The following is a 20,364-nucleotide window of genomic DNA, read 5'->3' on the forward strand; positions in this document are numbered from 1 at the left end:
TCTTGCGAGCCGAGATTGTGCTTCATCGTGCTTTAATCCAAAAGCTCTATTCGATCGAGCTTGCCGTGTCTTAGGCGCACCACTTTGTCGGCAAATTTACCGAGCTCTTCGTTGTGCGTAACCAAAAGCAGCGTCTTGCCCTCGCTGCGAAGCGTCTGAAAGAGCTGCAAAACCACGCGCTCGTTGGCTTCGTCGAGGTTGCCCGTAGGCTCGTCGGCGATGATAATATCGGGGTCATTGATGAGTGCGCGCGCGATGCAGACACGCTGCTGCTCGCCGCCGCTAAGCTCGCTAGGGCGGTGCGTGATGCGGTGCCCGAGCCCCACTTTCTCAAGTGCTGCCTTGGCGCTGTCCTCGTCCACGCAGCTGTGGTAGTATTGATTTAACATAACGTTTTCGACGGCCGTTAGATAGGGGATTAGGTGAAACTGCTGAAACACGAGACCGATCTTTTTGCGGCGAAATTCTAAAATTTGCTCGTCGTTTAGCGCGCTCGCGTCGGCTCCGCCCAGGATATATCTGCCCGCGGTGGGGGTGTCCATCAGGCTTAGGATATTTACGAGCGTGCTCTTGCCGCTGCCGCTTGGGCCCATTATGCTGACCCACTCGCCGCTTAAAACGTCGAAGCTTATATTATCGAGAGCCTTAACCTCGCCGAAGTATTTGCAGATACCTTCAAATTTTAAAATTTCCATGTCATTCCCTTAATAGATTCGCTAAATTTGGATTCAGCGCCTTTTTGATCGGATAGTAGCTTGCCGCGAGCGCAAAAATCAGGCTCAGCGCGACCGCCGCAAAGAGGCTAATCAGCCTAAAATCCACGCTGCTTGAAAATATCAGATGCCCCAGCAAGATCGCTAGCAGGTATCCCACGAAGACTCCCGCTAGCGAGCCTGCGACGCAGACGGTTAAAATTTCGCTCAGGATCAGGTGGAGCAAATTTTGTTTGCTCGCGCCGATTGCGCGGATGAGCGCGAACTCTTTGATGCGCGAAAGCAGGATCGAGCTAAGGCTCGTATTGATGCAGACCGAGGTGATCAGAAGGATCGTAATGCCGATAAGAAGCATCAAAAGCTTGATTTTGTTTAAGATGATGCCTTGGGTCTTGGATACCTTGCCGATCGGCGCGAAGCTCATCTGCGCATCGCTTAGACTTTTTGAAATTTCGCTAAGCTGCTTAAAATCGCCACTTACGATCGCTTCGGCGTAATTTACCTGCGCAGGCTGATTTAAAATTTTTTGCGCCAGCGGCAGCGAGATTAGCAGCATGCCGTCCTCTTTCTGCCCGTCATAGACGATGCCTTTTATCTTTACCTTGCTCGTTTCGTTTGAGCCGATCGGCGTGATCTCGATACTGTCGCCGAGCTTCGCGCCCAAAAGTTTGGCGAGATCCTGCCCGATGAGTGCGTTTTTATCGTCGAAATCTACGCCTATAAACGAGCCCTCTTTAAGATCCAAAAACGGCATAGTATCGCGCAGAGAGGAGAAATTTACGCCCATGATGATGCCTGAGTTTACGCCTAAATTTGCGCTGCCGAAAAGATATTTATTCGCGCTTTTTAGAGCTGGAATTTTGGCAAATTTTGCATCGAGCGCCGCTTCGTCCATATGGGAATTTTCTAAATTTGCGGGGCTCACGATTAAATTTGCGCCGTAGCTGTTTAGCTCGCTGGCGACCTTTTTATCGATGTCGGCGTAGATATTTACGAACGCCGCGCAAACCGCGCTGCCTAGCATGATCGCGACGAAAATCACGAGGCTGCGGATGCCGCTGTTGATGATACTTTTAAAGATCGCGCCTCTAAAAAACGCTCCGTTATTTCCTACCATAAAGCACCTCCGCAGGCAGTAGCTTGATCACTCCGCGTAGCGGTAGAATCGAGCCGATAATGCAAATAAGAAGTCCAAAGACGATGCTAAGCGGAAAGACCATAAGCGAGACGCCGATAAAGGAGCCAAAAATTTGATACGCGATCGCCCAGCTAAGCGCGTAGCCTACGACTGCGCCCACGAGTGAGCTTGCTACGCAGATGACGAAAATTTCGGCGGCGAACTGGATATAGATCATAAAGTTGCTCGCTCCCAGCGCCTTAAGCAAGCCGATCTCCTTTTTGCGCTTGTAAATCTCGCTGCTTAGCAGGCTTGTGATGCAGATGCTTGAAATTAGCAGCGACAGAATGCTTACGACACCCATTAAATTTTGAATTTTTTTCGTGATGCCGCTTTGAGCTTCGCTGACGCTAAGCACCGCCTTGGCGCTTGCGTTTGGATACTCCTCGGTGATCTGATATGCGATGGAGCTAACGTATGCTGAGCAGTACCATGTGTCGTATTCTGTGGCGTCCAGGTTATCGAGGCTCCTTCTTGCCTTTACGGACAGATCGTCTTCGGGGATCGTCATGGCGCTGACTTCTGCCTTGGCGATGAGGCCCTCTTTGTGCGTTAGCTTTTGTACCAGAGATAAATTTGCGATCAGCTTTTTGGCTTCATCCTCCGCGCCGTGCAAAATCCCAACGACTTTAACCTCATAATCTCCAAGCTTAATCGTATCGCCGATCTTTAGCCCAAGCGCGTCTCCTGCAAGCACCTCATTCTCGGCGCCGTCTTTTACCCACTGCCCCTCTACACTCCAAAACGGATAGAGCGAGCGCACGCCAGATCTGAAATCAGGCTCATCGCTAACGCCCACGTCCTTTTCAAAGTAGGTTCCTACGACGTCGTAATCTCCCGCGTGGGTAGTTAGAAACGGCGCAAAGGTGGTGATATTGTTGCGCCAAAAAATTTCTTTGATCTTGTGTAGATCGCTTTCTTTTAAGAAATCGTCGTTTTTAAGCGGCGAGTATTCACGCCCGCCGATCTCGATACTTAGGCTTTGCGAGCGCGGCAGCACGACGATATTCGAGCCGTAGCTGCGTAGCTCCTTAGCGACCTCGTCGCCGATTTTTAGCGTGATATTTAGCATGCAAGCGATCAGCGACACCGATAAAAATATGGTCAAAAACGCTAAGAATTTACTGTCTTTGGAGTTTAAAATGGAGGATTTGATTATGCGTAAAAACATTATTTAAGCTCCTTTAGCGTGCCGTTAAAATCCACGTAGCGCTCGGGATGCGCGGTGAAAGCGTCCTCATTTTCTTTGCTTTCGAAAAAGTAGGTGCGTCCGTAGTAAAGATAGCTAAATTTAGAGGTGTTTAAAATCTCTTTTCTGCTGACCGGATCGATTACCTTTTTATCCACTATCTCCGAGAAATAGGACGCGCCGTCCTCGATCGTCTTAAGCGCGATGACGATATTTTGCCCCTCTAGCTTATAATCTAGCGGGATCGGATTGCAACCGCCAAGCTTGCCGACGCTCGGTAAAAAGATACGCACGTTGCAAGCGATGCAGATGAGCTCGTCGCCTTTTTTGATATAGCCCATATCGCCGCAGATCGAGCACGCGTCAAAAACCGCGACCGGGGCAAATTTATCCGTGAAGCGGTTTAGTAGAAAAAACCTGACTTTATGCCCGTCATCGGTGACGTAGGCAAAGCGGTGCAGCTTGCCGTCCTTTACGATGTTTGCATCGATTATGAATTCCGCGCCTTGCGGCTCGATGATCTTAGGCTCATCGATCGCGGGCGGTTTTGAAGCGACCAAGATATAATAAAGCCCCAAAAAGCTGATTAAAACCCCAAGAGACAAGATCAGGCTAAAATCTCTAAAAATGGCAAATCTGCCCGCTTTAACCTCTCTAAATTTTATAATGTCCGCTTCGCGAGGTACACGCCTTGGCGCACGAAATACCGTAAGTAGCGCAATTAGCGCGGCTATAAGGCAAAGAGCTAGCGTCAGATAGGAGTTATTGTAGTGGATGATTTTAGCGATGACGCTTAGAAACTCGGACGAGCCAATCGCGTTTGAAAGCCCTTCAAAACCCTTCGCAGCTAGCGCTTTGGGCGCGTCTGCCTGGCGCAGATCAAGACCCAAAAAGCCGATTTTGGCGATAAAGGCAAACGCCCACGCGATGACGAATGACGCCAGCTTTGCACCTCTACTCGCACGCGCTAGAGCTGAGCGATAAATAAAATAGAATAAAATGAGCGCCAGCGCACCTAAAACCGCCATAAAGAGGTTGGTTAGGCTGAAGCTGTCCAGTAGCTCGCCGGAGAAAATTTTAAAATTCATCCCTATGAAGCGGTATTCAAATCCATACGCGCAGCCAAGAGCAAAAATAATCGCGGCTGTTAGGTAGAAGCGTTTAAGCTTAAATGCGAGCAGCAGCGCTAACAGCGCCAAGAGCGCGAGCGCGTCAAATATAATCTTGCCTGTATCGGCGTTTGCCGAGCGCGCAAATGCGCTAAAGCACAGCGCCCCGAATGCAGCTCCTAAAAGCGCGGGCAAAAACGATGCGCTGATAAAGCGCCTGCCGCCCAGATACGCGCTTAAAAACGCGAGCGGAAACAGAGCCAAGCTAACGTGATAAAAAAATATCGTCATTAAAAATCCTCATCGAGCCTAATGCGCGTAAATCGCCTATAATTGCTTAAATTTTAAAATTTTAAAACCTACGCCATTTTGTAAATTTTAAAATTTCAAATCAGCCCGCAAAAAGTTCGCAGCAATAGAGCCGCCCGCAAAGAGAAATTTCGCCTCGCTATTGCTTTGGTTTTGTCTCACCCTCGCGACGTGCTAAATTTTAAAATTTTGCCGCAACTAAAAGATTCGTAAGCTTAAACGCATTAAAGCAAAAACGATGCGCTTTGGCTGCGGCGTAATGGCAAATTTAAACGGGCTAAAGTAACTGCCTTAAATTTAAAGCGTGCGGCTAAACCCAATACCGCTAGAGCTCCGCCAAAACGGACTCGGCGGAGCCTGCTACGATTTACTCTTTAGGAGCGCCTGTGTATTGGAAGGTGTATTTAACCGAGAACGGCTCCCACCATTTGCCTACGCCGGTCGCTTTGTCTGCGTGGCGTCCGAATCCGTTGGCGCTTGGATTTTCGATGTTATAGGTTAGCTCGTAGTTGCCTACGCCGTTTACCATCTTGATATTGGCGCCGTAGTGAGGGCCGTCGCTAGCTACCATCGGCATGAAATTTCCTTTTTGAATCTTGCCTGTGTCTAGGTTTTTAAGTATATAAGCGATCTTTAGGTAAGGGATCCACTCGCCCTCGCCAAATCCGTTTGCGTTGCCTTTAATGGCGTGGATATCCGCCTCAAGGTGGATGTCCGCCTTGCTAGGAGCTAGATCAATGCCTTTAGGCTCCATATCGATAGGCTGAAGATAAACTGCCGCGATCTCCATTCCATTTTGCTCAATCGGCTCGCCGATTGGATGTTCTCCTGCCATTGCTATAACAGAGGCTAGGCTTAGTGCCAACATACCTGAAAAAATCTTTTTCATCTTTTCTCTCCTTATTAAGATTTGTTTTTTTGCTTATTTTTTAAGATTAAAATTCCTACGATCAAAAGTACGATCATCACCGCTTGCGGCACGAGGCTCTGGACGTAAGGATAAAATCCGATCCACGTAATCGTAGGAAGCCCGTCTATTACCGTAGGCACGAATACCTTGCCCTCGACTAGCTCCATCACGCCCTTGCCCACAAATACGACGGACATATAAAAGATAATGACCGATGTAGCGATGAAGAACGGCTTGATAGCGATTTTAAGCGAGAATTTTTTGATGACGATATAAACTATAATAAGAGCCGCCAGACCCGCTACGAAGCCTGCTGCTACCATGCTGGTAGCTGCCGGACTTTTAGCATCGAAAAGTAGTGCCAGATAAAATAGCACCGTCTCTGCACCCTCGCGATAAACCGCTAAAAATACCGTCCACCAAAGCATCTTGCTATCGCCAGAGCTTAGGCTGCTTGAAATTTGACCTTGGATATAGGCGCTCCACTTTTTGGAGCTTGCATTTGAAAGAAGCCAAAATCCCACGTAAAATAGTAGAACTACGGCGATTAACATCACCGCGCCCTCCATCACTTCGCGCGTTTGTCCTGCATTTTCGCTACCGAAGATATAATTTAGTCCGTAAGCCGTGGCGATACTTAGCACAACCGCGACGCCAAGAGCGCTGTAAACGATATTTAGGTGCTTTGAGTTGCCGGATTTTATAAGTAGAGCGATGACTGCGGCTACGATGATGAGCGCTTCAAATCCTTCGCGCAAGATGATGATAAACGCGTATAAAAATAGATCCCAGTTGCTTGATTTCTTCGTTAGCTCTAGGCTTTGGGTAAGCTGGTCAAATAGCTTATTTTGCGCCGCTACGATCTGCTCTTTGGAAGCACCCGCGCGCATAAGAGCTGAAATTTTATTAAAGCTTGCTTCGGTGTCTAGCTTGAGCTGTGTGTCTTTGGCGCCGACAATATTTTCCATACCGCTCTCTTCGTATTCGTCGAAGTAGATATTGCCGCTCTCGTCGATCGCGTCATCAACCTTGCCGCTCTCGTAAAGCTGCAAAACCTTAGCCATTTTGTCTTTGATATTTTGCACAATCGGCGTAAAATCCTTGCCCTCATCCTCGCTAGTATCGCTTTGTGCTAACGCAGTCTGCGGCGCTATGGAGTAGCTTTCTTGCGGCAAATCATTTACGGCTTTTAATGCTAGATTATCTAGGGCGTTTATCGCTTCGTCAAATTTTGATTTGTCCGTATCTGCATCCTCGCGCAAGAGATTTCCGATAATTTGCTGGATTGATTGATCGGTCTGAGATGAGACATATTTTCGCACTGCCTCCTCTAGACGTTCGTTGCGGTAGATATCAAATTTCGCGCGATTTAGCGCAGCTTTTAGCGCAGCAGTGTCTTTCTTATCAAACGCAGCTTTAGCGTTATCCAGCTCAGTTTTAAATTCCGTATAGACGCTCATCCACGGCGAAGTTGTACCGGATGCTGCGGAATTCCCGCCTGAGGCTGGCGCAGAAGTGCTGCCATCGCCTCCGTCTTGATACTCGGCTACGAGACGATGACCAGATTCAATCACAGGTAGAACCTCGTCAATCTCGCGATTTAGATTATCGATCATTGCTTGGATCTCATTTAGAGGCTTTTCAGCTTTGATCGCTTTACGGATATCGCCGAATTGCTTCTCCATATCGTAGGATTTTTTCTGACTTAAATTTATGCGAATGCCGGCTTCTAAATTTTCAAAATGCCCGAAATACGCCTCTTGGGTTATCTTTCTGGCCTCCGAGTTATTGCCGTCTACATAAAATTTAACCGCCTGGGCAAATTTTTCTTTAATCGCCGCCGCTTCGGCGCGATAATCGGTCTGCGCCAGCAACATGCAAAATGGAAAAATAAGAGCCAAAATCGCAAATTTAAAAAATTTCATCTGAACCTTCTTGAGTTGAATTCATACATTAAATTTCAAAATTAAGTAGCAATTATATGTAGAAAAATCTTAAAAAGTAATAAAAAAAGTGGTTATCATAAAGCACGAAAGCGGCTAAATTCTCAATTGCAAGAGCTTTTTGATAGATGGAATTTAATAGAATTTAGGATATGGCGGAATTTTAAATGGCAGTCGGATTTTACTCCGACCGCTAAAATTTTAATGAAGTTTCGACCAAATTTTACTTTTCCAAAGACCTGCAAAAACAGAAAGGATCAAGAAATAGATCATAATATTTATGGTTGTAGCTTCACGCTGCGATTTTTTGCTGTCGCCTACGTCAGCCAGATACTCCACGACCTTGGCTTCAGCGTTTTCGTTCAAGCCTACGCGCGGCATCGAAGTGCCTGGAAGCTTCTTTTGCGTATCATTGATAAACTCGTGCAGATAGTTGGCGCCCTTAGAACGGATCATCATCGAAAGATCAGGAGGCGTCGAGCCCATATACGCAGTCAAGCTAGCCTTGTCGCTGGATGCAAAGAGCTTATCATATTTGACGTCGTGGCATCTTAGACAAGCATCCTCAAAAACCGCCTTGCTTAAAAGGAATTTTTTCTGCGCTTCGTCTAGTTCGGTGCCTTGCTTGATGCCGCTAGCAACAGCCTCAGAGGCGATTAGCTTATCCTCGCTAGGAGCGAGCGATTTTAGATAGGCTACGATATCGGCGATCTCTTGATTTAGATCACCGCCCGCACCGAAAAATCCAGGCATCGGAAAAGGCTTTTCGTCGCCAAATTTCTGATCTAGCTTAAGAGCCATGATTGGATCTTTGATGAGTGCAGCTAAGAATTTATCGGTGTATAGATAGCCTGCACTGCTAAGATCCGGAGGATTTACGCCGTATGCGGCACTAGCGCTTGCTGCGTCCATAGGAGCGGGGATATTTGCACTTTTTACTCCATGACATGCGGTGCAGCCTGCATTTGTAAAGGTTTCGGCGCCTCGCACGGCATCGCCTTTGCTAAGATCGATTTTATTTATCTCATCCCAAAAAAGCACCGTTTTGTCTTGTTGCTCTTTCGCACTGGCTAGGGCTTTTTTAGAATTTTTTATCATCGTCTCATCCCCGCCTTTTTCAGCTGCGGCCAAAGCGCTTTCTGCTGCGGCTACGTTATGCGCGGCTAAAGCCGTATCGCCTGCTGCAAAATCGTAATTTACCGGATCGGTGTGCGGACTGAGCTTAGTATGAGCATAAGGCTCGATAAACCAGTATAAAATTCCCACACAAAAAAGCACTAAGATTAGGGTTCTTATCTCTTTCATGGCTAGACCCTCTTTCTTTCTGCGATTGTAATTAACGGAAGCACTACGACAAGCAATCCGATATAGATGATCGATAAAGCAAAACCCCAGTATTTATTTTCGATACCGAGCTCCATACCGTCTGCGGGGAGCTTTCCGAATAGGCTAAGCAGAATCATGTCGATTACCAAAACCCAGAACCAGATGAAAAACGCCTTGTTTTTGTGCGCGGGTGCTACTACGCTGCTGCGATCAAATAGCGGTATGAAAAATAACGAAACTCCGGCGAATGCAAATGCGATAAGCCCGATGTCGGCGGCCTTAAGCGGTCCTACGTCGAAGTAAAATCCACGCAAAATTTCATACTCCCAAAGGAAGTACCACTCCGGATAGATATGCGTCGGGGTTTTGAGGCTGTTTGCCGGCTCGAAATTTATCGGATCCATCGCAAAATCGAAGTGAAAGCCGACCAGATAAAAGAAAAATATCATAAAGATACTGACGTAGAAAAAATCCTTCGCCAAAAAGCCCGGCCAAAACGGAATTACCTTGCTTTCGCTAGTTTTGCCCTGCAGATACTTCTCACCCTCGAGCTCGAAGTCAATCTCCTCGCCGTCTAGGTTATTTACATGCGGGAATCTAAGCGAATAAAAATGCACTGCCAGCACCGCAACCACCACGAGAGGTAGTAAACAGACGTGAAGCATAAAAAATCGCGTCAGCGTCGGATCACTAACAGCGTAATCGCCGCGAATCCATTCGACTATTGCATCGCCAACTACGGGAATTCCACCGAATAAATTCGTAATAACCATCGCTGCCCAGTAGCTCATCTGCCCCCACGGAAGCATATAGCCGCTAAAAGCCTCCGCCGAAAAGATGATGAAAAGCAGCATTCCGCTTACCCAAATCATCTCTCGCCCTTGCTTATACGAGCGGTAATATATAGCTACTAAAGTATGAATGTATAAGATCAAAAATACAACCGATGCCGATACTGCGTGGATATGTCGCCATAGCCAGCCGTATTCGACCTCCTTCATAATCGTGAAATTTACGCTATCAAATGCTAAATTTACATCCGGCTTATAATACATCACGAGCATTAGTCCACTAACGAACAAAACTATAAATAGCGTCATCAAAATAACGCCCATCGCCCAAAGGAAGCTGATATTTTTAGGAATCCAATACTCGCTTACCATCACCTTGAAAAATTTCGTTACGGCAAGCCTTTGGTCGAACCAATCCCAAACTCCCGTAGCTTTTCTTATATGTGCCATCTGCGCCTCCTATGCTTTCTGCTTTAGGGCTTGGTATTCGGGGCCCTCTTCGCCTAAAACGAGTTTCGTTCCGTCGATTTTAAAGGGCGGTATATCCATAGGACGCGGCGGCGGACCGAACACGTTTACGCCGTTAGCATCGAAAATCCCACCATGACATGCACAGATGAATTGTTGCGTCGATGGCTTGTAGCTAGGAATACAGCCTAAATGGGTGCAAAGACCGATGCAAAGCGTATATCTAGCATCTCCTACGACGACGTCGCGGGCATCGTTTTTAGGCATATCGGCAGTCTTTTTAAGCACGAAAATCGGCTTTTTGCGCCACTGCGTTTGATACAGCTCGCCCTCTTTGATCGGACTTAAATCTACCGTAGTGACGCCGGCGGCGCGCACGCTAGGAAGCGGATCCCACGATTTTTTCATCCCCACTAGCGCAAAAACACCACCCACAGCGGCAACTGCGCCGAAAGTAAGCCCGATAAAGCCTCGTCTATCTTGTTTTAGATCAGACATCTTTATCCTTTCAAATTAAGAAATTGATAAGTGTCAATTTTAGCCAAATAAAGATTAAATCAATATGATTATAAGCAGAAATTTAGCTTAACCTTGCAAGCTAAATTATATTTTAAGATAATTTTAATGCCTGGCGAGGCGTTTTCGCAGTTTAAAATTTTATAAATTTTCAAATTCTATTATATTCTATCACGACGCGGAATTTAAAATTTTAAAATTTTGTCGCGCAAGAGTTGCTGCAACAAAGGCGTGCGAAATTTTAAAATTTCGACATCATAAATAAAATTCCATAAAGCGCGAGATTTTAAATTTAAAGACGAGCATAGAATTTATAAAATCAAATTTTAAAATTTCACTGCTCGGTCATGGCGGCAGTAGGGCAGAATTTTACGCTAGCGCGCTAGCTGAAATTTTAAAATTCTAAATTACGTCGCGCTTCCGTCGTATGAAAAAATTCCACTAGAAGTAAAATTTAAAACATTAAAATCCCATAGCGGTGCAAATTCTAAATCATTAGAATTTTACGACATCTTAAAATTTCAAGCATCAAAGTCCTGTCGCGATACAAAATTTTAAAATTCAGCGCCATCGCGAGTCGTAAAATTCTATAAAATTCTGCGGGATTTCAAAGCCTAGCCAAAATTTAAAGATAAATTTCATAAATCCCTAAAGCCTCGGCAAGCTGCAAAATCAGGGCGAAATTTCAAAATTATTATTCTGAAATTTGGGCCCCACCTATCTAAAGCCTAGCCGATTTGCCCGAGCGAAAATACGCCGCGATCGCAAGAGCCACCATCGAAGCGACCATCGCGTACGCCCAGCCCGGCACTGGGATGCGCTCGCCGCTAGCGTATGAGTGCATTCCGCTTAGGTAGAAATTTACGCCGAAATAGGTCATTATAACGCTAAAATACGCAAACATCGAGGCTACGGCAAAGGCGAACTGATTATTGAGCTTAGGCATAAACCTAAAATGTACGACTACCGCGTAGATGAAAATCGTAATGAGCGCCCAGGTCTCCTTCGGATCCCAGCCCCAGTAGCGCCCCCAGCTTTCGTTCGCCCACACGCCGCCTAGGAAGTTGCCGACCGTCAGCAAGCAAAGACCTAGGATCATCGACATTTCGTTGATATGCGTGGCTTCTGCGATATTGCGAGCGATTTCGGGGTTTTTCTTGTCGAATAAAAACATCACGAGGGTAAAAATTCCAAGCAGCATGCAAAGCCCCAAAAATCCGTAGCTCGCGGTGATTACCGAGACGTGGATCGTAAGCCAGTGCGATTTTAGAACCGGCTGGAGATTGGTGATTTGCGGATCGATGTCACTAAGATGCGCGACCATCAGCGTAATGCCCGCCATTATCGAGGTAAGCGCCAGCGAGATCGCGGATTTGCGCGAGAAAAATATTCCGCTTAGCGACAGCGCCCACGCGATGTAGATGAGCGATTCGTAGGAGTTGCTCCACGGCGCGTGCCCCGAGACGTAGCCGCGCAGCGCAAGACCTGCAGTATGCGCGATGAAAGCGACGATATTTACGACATAAACGAGCTTAAACGCGCCGCCTAAGCGAAGAGTAGGCTTCATCATTCGCAAAAAGATAAAGATTAGAAGCAAAAATCCCGAGATAGTGTAGATCGGAAAGAGGCGAGAAAAAATTTTAGCCTTATTAAATAAAATTTCATATTTTATCGCACTCTCGCTAGGCATTAGGTTTGCGCCGTTTTGTGCCTGGTATTTTTTGACGTAGCTTAGCATCTTTTCCGCGCCGCTCCAATCCCCGCTTTCTTGGGCATAGACCACGGACGAAACGAATATTCCCATCATCTTTTTAACTTCAGCAGATTCGTTTTGATCCAGCGCATCGCCTAGATATAGCGGCGAAAGCCACTCGTTATTTTTAGCGTTCTTAACCGGAATAATTCTAAAATAATCCCCCATAAACGCCGAGTAAAAGACGTTTACGCGCTCATTTACCTTGATGATCTCTTTATCTAGCACACCGCGATTGCCCAAAGGCTTGCGGTTGATCTCCTCGACCATTTTATCGAGCTTGTAGTAGCTCTCGCCGCCTTTGAATTCAAAAAAATCCATCATACTGGCGTGGCTTTGCTTCTCGTCCATACCTAGAATTTTCTTAAGCTCCGGCTCGCTAACCTTGATAATCGGCGCACGCCTCCAGTAGCTTTGATTTAGCATAAACGAAAGCGCAGCGGCGTTGTGGTTTAAAATTTCGCCATTTGGCGCCTTGTAGTTGTCGGCACGGTAAATTTTATTTAAAAGCTCCCTAGAAACGGTATCAAAAGGCTCCATTCGCCCATCAAATCCCTGAATTACGAGGCTTGCTAGATCTTCGCTAAATTTAGGATCAAATTTCGGCACGGCTAGCTCGCCTCCCATAGTAGAAAAATTATGCGGCGGGACGGAGTCTTGCTCCGCTGCAGATTCTTGCAAAACGGAGCTCTGCTTGGAATTTTCGGCGGCGGAATTCGGCGCGGAATTTTGCGAAGCGGGATCTTGCACGCTAGCCGGGCTTTGCGACGCGGAATTTTCTGCGGCTGCATTTGAGGCGGAACTTTGCGAAGTAGAATTTTGAATCGTAGAGTTTTGTTTGGCATTTGCTGCGCTAGGATACAATGCAGCCAAGCTCAAAGCCAATGCGCCTACTAATGCCAATGCCGCACCTTTAGTGCCGCGTCGCGATTTTTTGGCGCGTTTTGATGCAGAGCTTTCTGCGGAGCTTGCGGGCACCGAGCTAGACGCCGAATTTTTAGAATTTACATCTTTTTCTCGAGCAAGATGCGTATTTTCGCTGATTAAGCGCGAGAGCTTGAAAAAGCGCGAGCCCCGGTTGAAAAAGTTAAAAAACATCCCTACGCAAAGCAAAAAATAGCCGATGTAAGTTGGAGCTTTGCCGGGGTCTTTATTGACCGAAAGCACGGTACCACGCTCATCCGTATCGTATGAGCTTTGGAAAAATCGGTATCCGCCGTAATCGAGCACGTGATTCATAAAAATATCATAATCAAAGCTCGTATTGCCGTCTTTTAGCGTGATTTCGCTTTTATATCCGGAGGGCGAATTGGTACCCGGATAGCGATCCATCACAAAGTCGCGAAGCGCGATTTTAAAAGGCAGATGAAGCATCTTTGGCGCCAAGGCTACGATGAAATTCTTATCGCCTACCTTGTAGCTAGCGCCATGCGAATCCCTAGGCACGTAGATTTCGCGACTCTGCCCCGCAAAGCTTAGCGTAGCTACTACGCCGGGCTCACCCGGTAAATTCGCATCGACCGGGACAAATTTCTCGACCGCGGAGCTAAGCAGACTAACAGGGGCGAAATTTATCCCGTCGAAGCTGTAAAGCAAGAGATTGCCTAGCGGATTATCCTCGTTTTTCTTAAGCGACGAAGTGCTCATATCAGCCATTTTAGTGGCGTTTATATCAAGACTTGAGTTTAGATAGAATTTGCCGTCTTTGGATTTTATGTAGATGAAATTCTTACTTTTAGGCTCTGCGTTAAAAGTGATACTAAGCTCGCCTATCTCCATGCTTTCGCCCGATTGCAAGGAGACATTTTGGCTGCCGACATTGTTTGAAAATAATAGTTCCACGCGCGCAGGAGCCTGTCCGGTCGGATCTTGCACCCATTTTAGCTCGCCGTGTTCTACGAGCTCTTTAAATTTTAAATTTGCGATCCTACCCTCTACGTCTAGATTGAGATCGAAGTTCATCCGTCCTGCGCCGTTTAAAAATTTGCTCTCGTCAGCAGATATAAACTCGCCGTCGCTGCCTAAAGTAAGAAGTTGAACGACCTCGTCTTTAGTCGTTACGATCGAGCTCTCGCCGCCCTCTCTTATATGGATATTGCCCTCAAAGCCGAAATATCTCGTCAAAATCGCTCCAGCAAGCATAAACAAAAAGCTTACGTGAAAGATTAGTGCAGGCAGCGTGCGAAGTTTAATCATGCGGTAGCGATAGATATTGTAGGTTAAATTTACTCCCAAAAGAACCATCAGCGCGCCAAACCACGCAGTAGAATAAACCATCGCCCAAGCTACTTCCGTGCCGTAAGCGGTCTCTACAAAAGTAGCGATTGCACAGGCTAGCGCCAAAATCAGTAGCATCACTGACGCGCACTCCATACTAAAAAATGTCTTCATTGATTTCCTTTAGATTTACGAGGGTTTTCAAAATCGCGAGATTTTAGCAAAAATTGCTTAATTTTTCATTTTACGACTTGCAAGCGCATGCCTACTAGCGTAGCTCAAATATGCGTTAAGATGCTCTGACAAAGCGATCAAATTCTCTTCTTAGGCATTCGCGCAGGAATTTAACGGCGCTGATAAAATTTTATAAAATGCTGCGGAATTTGGCGAAATTCTATTAAATTTAGTGCGCCATCTCATAGCGTAATTTCTAATTTAGAATTCCGCTGCGATAAGATTCTATCTTGGCGAAATTTCTTCTTATTATTTTTTGCCTTGGGTATATGCGAGCTCGCACACGTCGCCCACCGCTTGGTGGCACGGGATCGCCGAGATCGAGTTATTGGGCGAGCCGTCAATCACTTTGTCTGAATAAACCAAATAGATTAGCGAGCCCTGCACCGCGTCGTAAAGCCTAACTACATGGGTCTTTTTGAAGATCAACGAGCTGCGTTTTTCAAAAATATCCTCTTTTTTCAGCTCCTCTTTAATGATGATTTTAGGCGCTGTCTGCACGCACGACACAGAGGCTTCGGAGCGGTCCTCCTCCACGCCGATGATCTCTTTGGCACCGCCTTTTTTGGCGTAAGAGACGTAGCAGGTCACGCCGTCGATCTTAGGATCTTTAACCGCGATAACTTCGATGCGATCGTCTTTGCCAAAAATTCTAAACGAAGTATTTACGCTACCTACGAGCTCGTAATCGCCCGCAAAAGCAAAAGCCGCTAAAATCGCTGCTAGAATAAATTTTTTCATAATCATCCTTTGGAATTTTAGCGGCGATTTTATCATTTATAATATAAATATTAAGCAAGTTTTTATAAAATACCGCGATTTAAATTTAAAGGAATTTTATGATCGAAGATATCTTTAGAGAATACGATATTCGCGGTATCGTGGGCGAGGAGCTAAACGAGCGCAGCGTAAAAGCGATCGGCTTCGCGCTTGGCAAACATATCGCAAATCTCGGGCTTGAGCGCGTTAGCGTGGGATACGACGCCCGTCTTAGCGCAGACGAGCTTTTCGGCTATTTCGTAAGCGGGCTAAATTTCGCCGGGTTGCGGGTTTATAATATCGGCTTGCTACCGACGCCGGTGGGCTATTTTAGCGTATTTACGCATAAATTTGACGCAAACGTAATGATCACCGGCTCGCACAACCCCAAAAATTACAACGGCTTTAAAATAACGATCGGCACGGACAGCTTCTTTGGCGAGGATTTAAAGCGTCTTGGCGCGCAGGTGCGAGAGCTAATGAATTCAAATTTTGAAATTCCAACCGATACAAGCGCCGAGAGATACGACATTTTAAGCGAATATCTAGCATATTTTGAGAAGGAATTTGCAGCGCTTAAGGGCTTTGCCGCGCCTTTTATCATTGACTGCGCAAACGGCGCGGCAGGCGTTACCGCTACTAAAATCGTCGAAAGGCTAGAGCTAAACGCTAAAGTTTTATTTCCACAGCCAGACGGTAATTTCCCAAACCACCACCCAGATCCCAGCGAGGAGAAAAATTTAGCCGATCTTAAAGCTGCGATGAAGCAAGACGGCGTGGCTTTGGGCTTCGGCTTTGACGGAGATGCCGATAGGATCGCCGTGCTAACTCCGCGCCGCAATATCAAAGGCGACGAGCTAGCCTGCCTGCTTGCCCTAAATATGACCCATCCGCGCATCCTAGGCGAGGTTAAATGCTCTCAAGCGATGTATGACACCATCGATAAGATCGGCAAAAGCTTCATGGGCAAGACCGGCCATAGCAATATCAAAAAGGCGATGAAGGAGCTCGGTATTGATCTTGCCGCGGAGGTTAGCGGGCATATTTATTTTAAAGAGCGATATTTCGGCTTTGATGACGGCGTATATGCGATGATGCGCGTGCTTGAGCTCGTAGCTAAAGGATATGATTTAGACGCCGAACTAGACAAGCTACCGCGAGTTTTTAGCACCGACGAGATAAAATTTAATACGAGTGAGGAGGCGAAATTTAAGATCATCGAAGCTCTTAAAACTCAAATCCACGCAGGTATCGCGGAGCTGCCACCCATCCGCGATATTATCGAGATCGACGGCATCAGAGTGCGGTTTGATGACGGCTGGGCGCTCGTACGGGCAAGCAACACTACGCCCGTGATCGTAACTCGCTTCGAGGCCTCTAGCCCTGAGTTTCGCGACGAGATGCAGCGCGTATTTTTAGGTAAACTAGAAAATTTAAAGGACCAGAGATGAACGAATCTGAAAAGCAAGAGGTTGAGAAAAATATAAAAGAGCTTTTGGCTGCGAGAGCGGAATTTTTTAAATTCTTAGATGAGCGCGTGCCAAAAATCGCGGGTACCGACGTATTTGATTTCGAGCGTGCAGGTGCGGCTAGCTTGAAAGAAGTTTATGCGAAATTCTACGGTTACGACTACGCCGCACGCAAGCTGCTACCATATTTATACCGCACTTACGGGCTAGACTTCGATGTCTGAGATTATCTTAGATCGCGCCGCTTATATGCACAATCTAGCGCAAATCGCCGCCAAAGTAGGTGGAGCGGAGCGAGTATTTTTGGTAGCCAAGGATAATTCATACGGCCATGGCTGCAGGCTTTGCTGCGAGGAAGCGGCAAAGCTAGGCTTCGTACGCGCCGTAACGCGAAGTGCTGCGGAAGCTGCGCAGATCGCGGATCTATTCGGCGAAATTTTAGTGCTCTCACACATTCCGCGCGGGGACGAGAACGAGCGATTTTGCTACGCGGTAAATGATCTGAGCTACTTCTCGCGTCTTAAACGAGGGCTTAAAATTTATATCGCTGCAGATACTGCTATGCACCGCAACGGCATCGCTGCGAACGAGCTAGATGAGGCGCTTAGGCTATGCAAGGCGGGCGGATTTAAGCTTCGTGGCTTTTTCACACACTTTCGCGCAAGCGACGAGCTAAGTGGAGATTTTTTCGCGCAGAGGCAAAATTTTATAGAATTTAAGCGCCTTGCGAGGCAAAAAGCCGCCGCCGCGGGCTTTGAAAATTTAAAATTTCATTCGAGCAACTCCGCAGCTATCGAGCGAAGTGCGGGCTTTGAGGACGAATATGTGCGCGTAGGCATGGCGCAATTTGGCTATCCGCAATTTGACGAGAGCCTAAATTTACGCCCTGTGCTAAAGCTCTATGCCGATCTGATCAGCTCGCGCGTGCTGAAAAAAGGCGAGCGCGTGGGCTACGGCGCGAAATTTGAAGCGCCGCGCGATATGAGGATCGGCACCTACGATTTAGGCTATGCCGACGGGCTATTTCGCTACGACGGCGAGGACGAGCTAGCGCTTGCAAGCGGGCAAAGAATGCTTGGAAAAATGTCGATGGATAGCTTCTGCGCGGAATTCGGCGGCGAGCGAGTTTGCGTGCTGGACGACGCGCGGATTTGGGCAAAACACTTCGGTACGATCGAATATGAAATTTTAGTCAAATTAAATTCCAACATCCCAAGGAGATTTCAATGAAAGAGCTGCAAGGAGAAAATAACGAGCGTATAGGTTATGACGATAAAGGCTTATCCGCACGAGGCGAGAGCTTTGGCGGAGGAGAGTATCCGCATCAAAAAGGAGGGCTTCATATCTTAATCAAAGCTCTAATCGTCTTAGTGATTGCGGCGATTGCGTTTGCGATATTTGCAGTACCGGTTTACAATAAACTCGTAAGCAAAGACGAAGAAGTTAAGGCCGCGTGGAGCCAGGTACAAAACCAATATCAGCGCCGCACCGACTTGATTCCAAATTTCGTAGAAACCGTCAAGGGCTACGCAAGCCATGAAAAAGATACCTTAGAAAGTGTTATAAATGCCCGCGCTAAGGCAACCGCTGTCAATATCAATGCAGAAAGTTTAGCGCAAGATCCGGAGGCGTTTGCGAAATTTAACGGCGCTCAAGGTGAGCTTAGCTCGGCCCTATCGCGCTTGATGCTGGTAGTCGAGCGTTATCCGGATCTTAAGGCAAATCAGAATTTCGCCGAGCTGCAAAATCAGCTCGAAGGCACGGAAAACCGCATCGCCGTAGCGCGCAAGGACTACATCGCTTCAGTGCAGGAATACAATAAGCTAATTAGAACCTTCCCTACGAACATCATCGCGCGCATCGTAGGACTAGGCGGCGCCAAACCTAGCTTTAGCGCTGATAGCTCAAGCCAAAAAGCCCCTAGCGTCTCGTTTAAATAACGCTAAAGGCGGCAAATGCTAAGCGAGCAGTGCAAGCAAAAAATCCACGAGCTAATCACGAAAGCCGAAGCTGCAAGCGGTGCGCAGATCGTCTGCGTGGTCGCGCGCGAAGCAAGCGAGGAGTGCGAAGCTAGCTATGGCGCGGCGGCAGTGATGGCGTTTGCGATCGGCATCGTTCTGTGCTTCGTGCCACAAATAAGCAAAGCTGAGCTACTGCAGATCGTAGCGCTCAGCTTCATAGCGATTAAAGCTCTGCTAGCTAAATGCCCTGCGCTTTTAACTCTAATCACGTCTAAATCTCGCAGACTTCGGCTCTCGGGCGAGTTTGCGATGCAAAAATTTTACGAGCGCTACGGTAGCGTAAAAGAAGCTATAATGTTTTGCGTCTGCGTCCGCGAACGCTGCGCTCATATCATCTGCGGCGCGCGAACGGCGGAGTTTATCTCTAAGGGCGAGTTTGAACGTATCACGACGGAATTTAACCCTAGCGCGCAAGGCCTTGAGCCTGCTGTTTTAAAGGCGATGGACGCGCTGTGCAAGCTAGCCATGCAAGTGCCTAAAAATAGCGAAAATAACGAGATAGAAGAGACCTTGGTGGAGCTGCGATGAGGGTAGCTTGGAGATTTGCTTTTGCCCTAATGGCGCTATTTGTAATAAGCGTCGCCGCACCTAGCGAGTATCTAGCCCATCCAAACGGCACCGCTGTAATCGATGAGGCTGGTATTTTACGCCCAGCCGCGAGAGAGAGTCTGAATGAAATTTTAATGACTTTCGATAAAAATTCCACAAACCAGATCATGCTCGTAAGCCTAAAATCGCTCGGTGGCTACTCTATCGAGGAAATCGGCGTAGAGCAGGCGCGCGCTCTTGGTATCGGGCAAAAAGGGCGCGACAACGGCGTACTGCTGCTTGTTGCTCCGCACGAGCATAAAGTGCGTATCGAGGTTGGATACGGGCTAGAGGGCGTGCTAACCGATATGCGCGCCAAGCGCATCATCAGCAATAAAATTCTGCCCTATTTTAGGCAGGGAGATTACGAAAGTGGCGTCATTAGCGGGATTTCGGCGATCATCAGCACGATCGAAGGCGGCGATATAAAATTTGATCCCCTTAACGCCAACGCGCAGCAGGATCCGAGCAACAAGGACTTTGCGATCTTTATGGCGCTTTTTGCAGTCTTGCTTTTTGCAATACTAAGCCGCCGCGTGACGCGCCGCAGAAGAAGCGACGAGGATATAATCTCGAGCGCAGACATCATAAGCGAAATCGCGCGCTCATCGCGCATGAGAGGCGGCTCATCCGGGGATTTTGGCAGATTTGGAGGAAATGGCGGTTTTAGCGGAGGCGGCTTCAGTGGGGGCGGCGGAAGCTTCGGCGGAGGCGGTGCTAGCGGAAGCTGGTAGTTACGGAATTTTATCAAAATTCCAAATCGTAGAATTTTATCTAAATTTTAAAATTTCAGAATTTCTAAATTCGGCTACTTGCGTAGAAAAACAGCACGAGCGGCTTGTCGTTGCCCTCGATCTTTAGCGTGCGCTCGG

At 47.3% G+C, this 20,364-nt stretch carries 17 protein-coding genes; 6 read left to right on the top strand and 11 right to left on the bottom strand.

The window, feature by feature from the left end; translation table 11 throughout:
- Window positions 1-32: 32 nt before the first annotated feature.
- The 11 genes from Q0198_RS04100 to Q0198_RS04150 form a co-directional block, all read right to left on the bottom strand.
- Window positions 33-695, bottom strand: coding sequence for an ABC transporter ATP-binding protein (locus tag Q0198_RS04100; RefSeq protein WP_297895320.1), 663 nt, complete (start codon window positions 693-695; stop codon window positions 33-35).
- A gap of 1 nt (window position 696) precedes the next feature.
- The gene (locus Q0198_RS04105) at window positions 697-1,830 is read right to left on the bottom strand and encodes an FtsX-like permease family protein (RefSeq protein WP_297895322.1); all 1,134 of its coding nucleotides are present in this window, start codon (window positions 1,828-1,830) and stop codon (window positions 697-699) included.
- Window positions 1,817-3,061 (bottom strand): ABC transporter permease, encoded by a 1,245-nt coding sequence (locus Q0198_RS04110; RefSeq protein ID WP_297895325.1) that lies wholly within the window; start codon window positions 3,059-3,061, stop codon window positions 1,817-1,819. The genes Q0198_RS04105 and Q0198_RS04110 overlap by 14 nt, the downstream gene beginning before the upstream one ends.
- Window positions 3,061-4,479, bottom strand: coding sequence for a Fe-S-containing protein (locus Q0198_RS04115; RefSeq protein ID WP_297895330.1), 1,419 nt, complete (start codon window positions 4,477-4,479; stop codon window positions 3,061-3,063). The genes Q0198_RS04110 and Q0198_RS04115 overlap by 1 nt, the downstream gene beginning before the upstream one ends.
- 385 nt (window positions 4,480-4,864) lie before the next feature.
- Window positions 4,865-5,386: an iron transporter gene (locus Q0198_RS04120; RefSeq protein WP_297895332.1), complete on the bottom strand. Its 522-nt coding sequence runs from the start codon at window positions 5,384-5,386 to the stop codon at window positions 4,865-4,867.
- Between the two features lie 14 nt (window positions 5,387-5,400).
- A complete protein-coding gene (locus Q0198_RS04125; protein WP_297895335.1) occupies window positions 5,401-7,332 on the bottom strand; it encodes an FTR1 family protein in 1,932 nt (643 codons plus the stop codon).
- A gap of 219 nt (window positions 7,333-7,551) precedes the next feature.
- Window positions 7,552-8,655, bottom strand: coding sequence for a c-type cytochrome (locus tag Q0198_RS04130; RefSeq protein WP_297895338.1), 1,104 nt, complete (start codon window positions 8,653-8,655; stop codon window positions 7,552-7,554).
- Window positions 8,656-8,657: 2 nt separating this feature from the next.
- A complete protein-coding gene (locus Q0198_RS04135) occupies window positions 8,658-9,917 on the bottom strand; it encodes a cytochrome bc complex cytochrome b subunit (protein ID WP_297880685.1) in 1,260 nt (419 codons plus the stop codon).
- A gap of 9 nt (window positions 9,918-9,926) precedes the next feature.
- Window positions 9,927-10,433, bottom strand: coding sequence for a ubiquinol-cytochrome c reductase iron-sulfur subunit (petA, locus tag Q0198_RS04140; RefSeq protein WP_177387024.1), 507 nt, complete (start codon window positions 10,431-10,433; stop codon window positions 9,927-9,929).
- 739 nt (window positions 10,434-11,172) lie between these two features.
- Window positions 11,173-14,595, bottom strand: coding sequence for a cytochrome c biogenesis protein CcsA (gene ccsA, locus Q0198_RS04145; protein ID WP_297895340.1), 3,423 nt, complete (start codon window positions 14,593-14,595; stop codon window positions 11,173-11,175).
- Between the two features lie 309 nt (window positions 14,596-14,904).
- Window positions 14,905-15,396 (bottom strand): CreA family protein, encoded by a 492-nt coding sequence (locus tag Q0198_RS04150; RefSeq protein WP_295152980.1) that lies wholly within the window; start codon window positions 15,394-15,396, stop codon window positions 14,905-14,907.
- Window positions 15,397-15,494: 98 nt separating this feature from the next.
- Between Q0198_RS04150 and Q0198_RS04155 the strand changes: the two genes are divergently transcribed.
- The 6 genes from Q0198_RS04155 to Q0198_RS04180 are packed head-to-tail and all read left to right on the top strand — an operon-like array spanning window position 15,495 to window position 20,226.
- Window positions 15,495-16,865: a phosphomannomutase/phosphoglucomutase gene (locus Q0198_RS04155; RefSeq protein WP_297895343.1), complete on the top strand. Its 1,371-nt coding sequence runs from the start codon at window positions 15,495-15,497 to the stop codon at window positions 16,863-16,865.
- Complete coding sequence (cmeU, locus tag Q0198_RS04160; protein WP_297895345.1) at window positions 16,862-17,107, top strand: CmeU family protein; 246 nt, start codon at window positions 16,862-16,864, stop codon at window positions 17,105-17,107. The genes Q0198_RS04155 and cmeU overlap by 4 nt, the downstream gene beginning before the upstream one ends.
- On the top strand, window positions 17,100-18,113 hold the full coding sequence (locus tag Q0198_RS04165; RefSeq protein WP_297895348.1) for an alanine racemase: 1,014 nt from the start codon (window positions 17,100-17,102) through the stop codon (window positions 18,111-18,113). The genes cmeU and Q0198_RS04165 overlap by 8 nt, the downstream gene beginning before the upstream one ends.
- Window positions 18,110-18,823 carry a LemA family protein gene (locus tag Q0198_RS04170; protein WP_297895350.1) on the top strand — a complete coding sequence of 238 codons (714 nt, stop codon included), beginning with the start codon at window positions 18,110-18,112 and terminating at the stop codon, window positions 18,821-18,823. The genes Q0198_RS04165 and Q0198_RS04170 overlap by 4 nt, the downstream gene beginning before the upstream one ends.
- Window positions 18,824-18,838: 15 nt before the next feature.
- On the top strand, window positions 18,839-19,432 hold the full coding sequence (locus tag Q0198_RS04175) for a hypothetical protein (protein ID WP_297895353.1): 594 nt from the start codon (window positions 18,839-18,841) through the stop codon (window positions 19,430-19,432).
- The gene (locus Q0198_RS04180) at window positions 19,429-20,226 is read left to right on the top strand and encodes a TPM domain-containing protein (protein WP_297895356.1); all 798 of its coding nucleotides are present in this window, start codon (window positions 19,429-19,431) and stop codon (window positions 20,224-20,226) included. The genes Q0198_RS04175 and Q0198_RS04180 overlap by 4 nt, the downstream gene beginning before the upstream one ends.
- Window positions 20,227-20,364: the final 138 nt, after the last annotated feature.

The sequence above is a fragment of the uncultured Campylobacter sp. genome (genome assembly GCF_938045205.1).
In the GTDB taxonomy this organism is placed as follows: Bacteria; Campylobacterota; Campylobacteria; order Campylobacterales; family Campylobacteraceae; genus Campylobacter_B.

Bases quoted from the DNA above. Each gene is read 5' to 3' on its own strand.
- Q0198_RS04100 (WP_297895320.1), bottom strand. From the start codon at position 695: ATGGAAATTTTAAAATTTGAAGGTATCTGCAAATACTTCGGCGAGGTT.
- Q0198_RS04105 (WP_297895322.1), bottom strand. From the start codon at position 1,830: ATGGTAGGAAATAACGGAGCGTTTTTTAGAGGCGCGATCTTTAAAAGT.
- Q0198_RS04110 (WP_297895325.1), bottom strand. From the start codon at position 3,061: ATGTTTTTACGCATAATCAAATCCTCCATTTTAAACTCCAAAGACAGT.
- Q0198_RS04115 (WP_297895330.1), bottom strand. From the start codon at position 4,479: ATGACGATATTTTTTTATCACGTTAGCTTGGCTCTGTTTCCGCTCGCG.
- Q0198_RS04120 (WP_297895332.1), bottom strand. From the start codon at position 5,386: ATGAAAAAGATTTTTTCAGGTATGTTGGCACTAAGCCTAGCCTCTGTT.
- Q0198_RS04125 (WP_297895335.1), bottom strand. From the start codon at position 7,332: ATGAAATTTTTTAAATTTGCGATTTTGGCTCTTATTTTTCCATTTTGC.
- Q0198_RS04130 (WP_297895338.1), bottom strand. From the start codon at position 8,655: ATGAAAGAGATAAGAACCCTAATCTTAGTGCTTTTTTGTGTGGGAATT.
- Q0198_RS04135 (WP_297880685.1), bottom strand. From the start codon at position 9,917: ATGGCACATATAAGAAAAGCTACGGGAGTTTGGGATTGGTTCGACCAA.
- petA (WP_177387024.1), bottom strand. From the start codon at position 10,433: ATGTCTGATCTAAAACAAGATAGACGAGGCTTTATCGGGCTTACTTTC.
- ccsA (WP_297895340.1), bottom strand. From the start codon at position 14,595: ATGAAGACATTTTTTAGTATGGAGTGCGCGTCAGTGATGCTACTGATT.
- Q0198_RS04150 (WP_295152980.1), bottom strand. From the start codon at position 15,396: ATGAAAAAATTTATTCTAGCAGCGATTTTAGCGGCTTTTGCTTTTGCG.
- Q0198_RS04155 (WP_297895343.1), top strand. From the start codon at position 15,495: ATGATCGAAGATATCTTTAGAGAATACGATATTCGCGGTATCGTGGGC.
- cmeU (WP_297895345.1), top strand. From the start codon at position 16,862: ATGAACGAATCTGAAAAGCAAGAGGTTGAGAAAAATATAAAAGAGCTT.
- Q0198_RS04165 (WP_297895348.1), top strand. From the start codon at position 17,100: ATGTCTGAGATTATCTTAGATCGCGCCGCTTATATGCACAATCTAGCG.
- Q0198_RS04170 (WP_297895350.1), top strand. From the start codon at position 18,110: ATGAAAGAGCTGCAAGGAGAAAATAACGAGCGTATAGGTTATGACGAT.
- Q0198_RS04175 (WP_297895353.1), top strand. From the start codon at position 18,839: ATGCTAAGCGAGCAGTGCAAGCAAAAAATCCACGAGCTAATCACGAAA.
- Q0198_RS04180 (WP_297895356.1), top strand. From the start codon at position 19,429: ATGAGGGTAGCTTGGAGATTTGCTTTTGCCCTAATGGCGCTATTTGTA.